Source organism: Streptomyces niveus, assembly GCF_001723055.1.
GTDB lineage: Bacteria > Actinomycetota > Actinomycetes > Streptomycetales > Streptomycetaceae > Streptomyces > Streptomyces niveus.
This window is the reverse complement of sequence record NZ_MDCR01000419.1, coordinates 1-4,998: the sequence shown is the minus strand read 5'-3', so window position 1 is coordinate 4,998 and position 4,998 is coordinate 1. Positions and strand designations below refer to the sequence as shown.

The 4,998-nt window shown below is 71.3% G+C and carries 4 protein-coding genes; 2 read left to right on the top strand and 2 right to left on the bottom strand.

The window, feature by feature from the left end; all coding sequences use genetic code 11:
• Positions 1-865: cytochrome P450 family protein (locus tag BHU15_RS35235; protein WP_497210041.1), on the top strand; the 865-nt coding region annotated here is incomplete at its 5' end.
• 13 nt (positions 866-878) lie between these two features.
• Here the strand turns inward: BHU15_RS35235 and BHU15_RS35230 are convergent.
• Both BHU15_RS35230 and BHU15_RS35225 read right to left on the bottom strand, forming a co-directional pair.
• The gene (locus tag BHU15_RS35230) at positions 879-1,961 is read right to left on the bottom strand and encodes a terpene synthase family protein (protein ID WP_069630848.1); all 1,083 of its coding nucleotides are present in this window, start codon (positions 1,959-1,961) and stop codon (positions 879-881) included.
• A gap of 408 nt (positions 1,962-2,369) precedes the next feature.
• Entirely contained in the window at positions 2,370-3,929 is a 1,560-nt protein-coding gene (locus BHU15_RS35225; protein ID WP_069630847.1) for a CAP domain-containing protein, read from the bottom strand.
• A 277-nt stretch (positions 3,930-4,206) separates the two neighbouring features.
• On the opposite strand from BHU15_RS35225, the gene tdh reads away from it, so the two are divergent.
• Positions 4,207-4,998 (top strand): L-threonine 3-dehydrogenase (gene tdh, locus BHU15_RS35220; protein ID WP_107422991.1); only part of this gene is annotated, 792 nt, incomplete at its 3' end.

The window sequence follows — 4,998 nt, the reverse complement described above, 5'->3', positions numbered from 1 at the left end:
GCTGGTGGCCCGGCGCCGGGCGGCGCCCCGGGAGGACTTCGCGAGCTGGCTCGTCGAGCACCCGGCCGGACTCACGGACGCCGAGGTCGCCCAGCACCTGCGGCTCGTGCTGATCGCCGCGTACGAGACCACGGCCAACCTCATCGCCAACGTGCTCCGCATGGTCCTCACCGACCCGCGCTTCCGCGCCCAGCTCAGCGGCGGCCATATGACGCTTCCCGAGGCGGTCGAGCAGACCCTCTGGGACGAGCCGCCGTTCACCACCATCTTCGGCCGGTGGGCCGTCGGCGACACCGAACTCGGAGGGCAGCGCATCAAGGCGGGAGACGCCCTGGTCGTCGGGATCGCCGCCGCCAACGTCGACCCGGTGGTACGGCCCGACGTCAACGCCTCGATGCAGGGCAACCGGGCCCATCTCGCCTTCAGCGGCGGCCCGCACGAATGCCCCGGCCAGGACATCGGGCGCGCGATCGCCGACACCGGCATCGACGCGCTGCTCCTGCGGCTGCCCGACATCCAACTGGCCGTCCCCGAAGAGGACTTGCGCTGGTCGGCGTCGCTCATGTCACGGCATCTCCAGGAACTGCCGGTGACCTTCGCCGCGCGCCCGCCGCAGGATGTCGCGGGGCCGCCGTCGGCGACACCGCGGCACGCGCCGCGCACCGAGTGGCAGGTGGAGTCACCCCGCCCGGTGCCCGCGCAGGCCGTGCCCGGCCCGGCCGTCGTACCGCCGCCGGTGCCGACGGCACCCGCGGGCGCGCAGCCGCCGACGGCGCCCCCGGCCGGGCAGATCCCGCAGCAGCGCCGGCCCGCCGCACCGGCCCGCGCGTGGCAGGCCGTGGTGCGGTGGTGGCGAGGCTACTGACGCCCAGGCGCGGTCAGGCCGGGGTGGCCAGCTGCTCCCACCACCACGAGATCGTGGGGATCGGCAGCGGCTCCCGGCCCGCGTCGGAGGGGTACCGCTTCCACCAGCCGCCCGGCTGCGCCGCCGGTCCCGACGGCACCGAGTAGCGGGGACAGACCGAGGCCCAGTCGAGATGACCCCGTACGAACTGCCCCAACCCCTCCAGATAGGCCCGCAGTTCAGGGCTCGCGTCCGCGAGGACCTGCTCGCTCAGCCGGCCGTGCAGCACCATCACGCGGTCGCGCATCGCGACCGCGTGGTTCAGTGCCTCGCGCGGCTCGCAGCCCAGCTCGTGACAGAGCACGTCGATCAGATTGAGGTCATCGCCGGCGCGCAGCAGTTCCTTGTTGCGGGAGTAGAGGTCGTTGTCCCAACTGACCAGCGTCCAGGTGATCTCGGTGAGCGCCTGGACGCGCGGGTCCGCCAACTCCTCGTCCGTCACGGAGAATCCGCCGACCACCTCGATCATCGCGGTGGTCGGCGCCATCCCTATGGCTCGCATCCACAGGGTGATGTAGTCGTTGAGCGAGGGGAGTTCGGCGCTGCGGCGCCAGGACGCCTCCCACACCAGGCCCGACGTGTACACCCGCATGGCGTCCGTCCAGCGGCGTACCTGCTGCGGGGACGCGTACTGCTCCAGCTCCGTCCGCAGGGCGCGCAGCGCGGCGGTGTGCGGGGAGTCGGAGCGGGAGTTCGCGGCCGGGGCCTCGACGGCGCGCAGCATGCGCGAGGTCTCCTGGGCCAGCAGATCCGCCGTGGCGTCGGTCTCGTCGCAGACGCCGTCGTCGAGGGAGAAGAGCACGGCGTGGATCTTGGCCATCAGGGTGAGGGGTTCGAGTCTGCCGTACGGCATCGTCGAGGCGGTGAGTCCGCCGAAGTCGCACACGGCGAGACGCTTGCGCTGGTGCTCGTCGGTATCGAGATTCTGCCGCAGCATCCAGTCCACCGTCAGGTCGTTGAGGACGTCGACGCCGGGATGCATGGCCGGTTCCACCGGACAGTAGAACGGTACGGCCGGTAGCTGCCGGGCCAAGACCTCTTCCTCGACGCACGTCATGACCGGCCTCCTGGGGGATGTGTGGGCGCAGGGCGGGTTCGGTGAGCAGTTGGTGCGGGGCGGTGTAAGGCGGCGGGTGGTTCGAGTGGAGCGTATATGCCCATGACGGTTCGTCAATAACAGTTCGACGGACCGATGTCTGGCCGGAATTGACCGTATGCGGAGTGGCCGGGATCACATGGAGCGCTGACGTCGCGCGGTTCCCATGTCAAGCGCTGTACGGGCTTGCCCGTAAGTCGGCGGAGAGATCGGTTGCGGCGGAATCTGTGCGGACACGTTCGAATGGCGACTGAGATAGTCCTGATCGTGCTCGATACGCCACAGACTGGTGATCGAGTGAGACGAAGTGCGTGGCTTCTCTCAGCCCCGCCGTTCGCGCACGGCATCGGGGGCCGAGGCACCCGTCCGTCAGCCGCGCGCGCCGAACGCCTGGGTCCACCAGGGTCCGCCCGACGCGTCGTGGACGCCGATGCCGATCTCCTTGAACGCGCAGTTGAGTATGTTCGCCCGGTGGCCGGGGCTGTTCATCCAGCCCTTCATCACCTCGGCGGCCGTCTGCTGGCCCCGGGCGATGTTCTCGCCGTAGGTCGTCCACCGGTAGCCCGCCGCCGTGATGCGGTCGCCCGGGTCCTTGCCGTCCGGGCTGTTGTGGTCGAAGTAGTCCTTGGCCGCCATGTCCTGGGAGTGCCGCAGCGCGGCGGTCTGGAGCTGCGAGTTGGCGCTCACCGGGCCGCAACCGGCCTTGGCGCGCTCGGCGTTGACGAGCGTCGTGACCTGGTCGGCGAAGCCGCCGCCGCCGTCCGGCTTCGGGTCGTCCGCCGTCGGCTTCGGATCGGGCTTCGGGGCCGGATCGGCGGTCGAGGGACGCGGGGCCGGCGCGGATGTACTCGGCTCGGCCGCCTTCTTGGACGGCGAGCGGGTCGGTGAGGGCGACGGGCTCGCGCTGCTGCGCGAGGGGGAGGGGGAGGCCGACTCCGCCGTACGGCTCGCCGCCGACCTGGGCTCCAGCGCCTCCGGTTCGACGGCGGACGAGGCGCGCGACTCGTCCTTGTCGCTCTCGTTCGTGACCTGATGGGCCATGCCGGCGGCGGTGAGCAGCGCGGCGACGGCGGCGGTCACGGTGAGGGCGCGGCGCCGGTTCGTCCGCCGCTCACGGCGCCGGGCGTCCCTGGCGCGGTCACGGCCACCGCCACCGCTGCCGCTGTACGAGGCCATGGCCGGGTCCGGCCGGGCGCCGACCGGCACCGGCGCGAGGCCGGCGACGAGTTCGCCGGCGGGCACCAGCCCGGTGGCGCAGGCGGAACAGACGGTGCAGTCATAGGTGTGTCCGGCCAGACGCTCGCGCCAGAGCGGGGAGGGTACGCCGTCCCAGCCGCCCACGCCGCCGACGAGTTGCTCCAGCAGGACGCACGGCGGCTCGGCCGACAGCGCGCGGACCACCACGCGGGCGGTCTCCCACTCGTACTCCATGCGCTCGATCCGCGCGTCCACCTGCTGGGAGTTGACGGCCAGGGCCGCGACGACCTCCTGCCGGGTGAGTTCCCCCGTGGTCTCCAGCCACCACAGCGGCACCAGCACATGGTGCTCGCGGTCGACCCAGCGCGTGGCCTCGGCGACCTCCCGGTGCTGACCGGACAGCCCGAGCCGGCTGATCATCAGATCCACGAAGTCGAAGTCGGGGCGGGGGAGCGCCGGGTCGTAGACGTAGTCCGCGTGGAACCGGATCCGGGCGACCGCGGTGGTCAGCAGATACGAGCGGAAGTCGGCCGGGCGGCGCAGCTCGTCGAGTCCGTCGAGGACGTGCCGCACCGTCTCCCGTACCACCGCGCCCACTTCGGGGTGGCCGTGCAGGGCGTGGCCGACGAGCTGGTGGACAAGGGGCAGCGCCTCGTGGCCGAGCTGGTCCCTGGCGCGCTCGTCCCCGGCCTGCGCCGCCTTGACCACTGAGGCCTTGAACGGACTGCTCACGGCTGTCTCACTCCCACTCGTGACTCGCGGTGGGCACTGATCGTAAGGGGAACGGCGGCGTCCCACCCCTCTTACCACGCACTTCGGTCCGCACAAGTGGGCGAATTCATATTCGGCCGCGTGTCTGATTTCAGTGCTTCTTCGCGTCGATTTCCGTTCTGCGTGAAGCTCCGCTGTCGACCCGCTTAAGAAAACCTCGATGGACTGCACGATCACGGTGGCGGCAGATTGGTGCCGACAACGATCAGCACCACCCGCAACATCTGGAGCCGCCCCGATGAAGGCACTTGTGAAAATGACGGCCGAGCCGGGGCTCCGGCTCACCGATGTGCCCGAGCCGCAGGCCGGCCCTTCGGACGTCCTCATCAAGGTGCTCCGCACCGGCATCTGCGGCACCGACCTGCACATTCGCGCGTGGGACGGCTGGGCGCAGCAGGCGGTCCGGACGCCGCGTGTACTGGGCCACGAGTTCGTCGGCGAGGTCGCGTCCGTCGGCGCCGACGTCCAGGACATCGCCGTCGGCGACCTCGTGAGCGGCGAAGGACATCTGGTCTGCGGCAAGTGCCGCAACTGTCTCGCCGGGCGCAGGCATCTGTGCCGCAGCACCGTCGGACTCGGCGTCGGCCGCGACGGCGCGTTCGCCGAGTACGTCGCGCTGCCCGCGTCCAACGTCTGGGTCCACCGTTCGCCCGTGGACCTCGACATCGCCGCCGTCTTCGACCCGTTCGGCAACGCCGTGCACACCGCGCTCACCTTCCCCCTCGTCGGCGAGGACGTGCTGATCACCGGCGCGGGCCCGATCGGCATCATGGCGGCGGCCGTCGCCCGCCACGCGGGCGCGCGCAACGTCGTCATCACCGACGTCAGCCCCGAACGCCTGGAGATCGCCCGCAAGGTCGGCGCCACCCTCGCGCTGGACGTGTCGGACCCCGGCACCGGCATCGCCGAGGCGCAGCGGCTACTCGGCCTGAAGGAGGGCTTCGACGTCGGCCTGGAGATGTCCGGCCGCCGTGCGTCATGTTGTCGACCATGTCGCGCATCGCCTCGGGGCGGCCGGACATCTCCAGGC

Coding starts and splice junctions, on each gene's coding strand:
- BHU15_RS35230 (WP_069630848.1), bottom strand. CDS start 1,961: ATGACGTGCGTCGAGGAAGAGGTCTTGGCCCGGCAGCTACCGGCCGTA.